The 816-nt window shown below is 66.7% G+C and carries 1 pseudogene; it reads left to right on the top strand.

Annotated elements, in window-relative coordinates:
* Nucleotides 1-58: 58 nt before the first annotated feature.
* A pseudogene (locus tag Y705_RS23270) lies at nt 59-816 on the top strand (hypothetical protein); the annotation flags it as partial.

The raw sequence follows: 816 nt of genomic DNA, 5'->3' as shown, positions 1-816 counted from the left end.
CCCCCGCCGATCGTCCTGGTGGACCGGATCGCGGCTCGATTGACTGAAAGTAGGGTCCATGCGCATCAGCAGGATTGAAACCTTCCTCGTTCCCCCACGTTGGCTCTTCGTGCGGGTGGAGACCGACACCGGGATCGTCGGTTGGGGGGAGCCCGTCGTGGAAGGCAGATCCGAGACGGTGCGGACCGCCGTCGAGCAGTTGTCCGAACTGCTGATCGGTGCCGACCCGCTGCGCATCGAGGATCTGTGGCAGGTGATGACCAAGGGGTCCTTCTACCGTGGCGGCGCCATTCTCGCGAGCGCGGTCGCCGGCCTGGACCAGGCGCTGTGGGACATCCATGGGAAGTCGCTCGGCGTCCCCGTGCACCAGCTGCTCGGAGGCCACGTCCGTGACCGCATCCGGATGTACGGCTGGATCGGCGGGCTCATCGCCGACGCGGTCGAGGCCCAGATGGCAGTAGGGTCCATGCGCATCAGCAGGATTGAAACCTTCCTCGTTCCCCCACGTTGGCTCTTCGTGCGGGTGGAGACCGACACCGGGATCGTCGGTTGGGGGGAGCCCGTCGTGGAAGGCAGATCCGAGACGGTGCGGACCGCCGTCGAGCAGTTGTCCGAACTGCTGATCGGTGCCGACCCGCTGCGCATCGAGGATCTGTGGCAGGTGATGACCAAGGGGTCCTTCTACCGTGGCGGCGCCATTCTCGCGAGCGCGGTCGCCGGCCTGGACCAGGCGCTGTGGGACATCCATGGGAAGTCGCTCGGCGTCCCCGTGCACCAGCTGCTCGGAGGCCACGTCCGTGACCGCATCCGGATGTA

Source organism: Arthrobacter sp. H41, from assembly GCF_000520535.1.
Lineage (GTDB): Bacteria > Actinomycetota > Actinomycetes > Actinomycetales > Micrococcaceae > Arthrobacter_D.
Note: the sequence above shows the minus strand (reverse complement) of the source record. Positions and strands in the feature narration are given on the sequence as shown.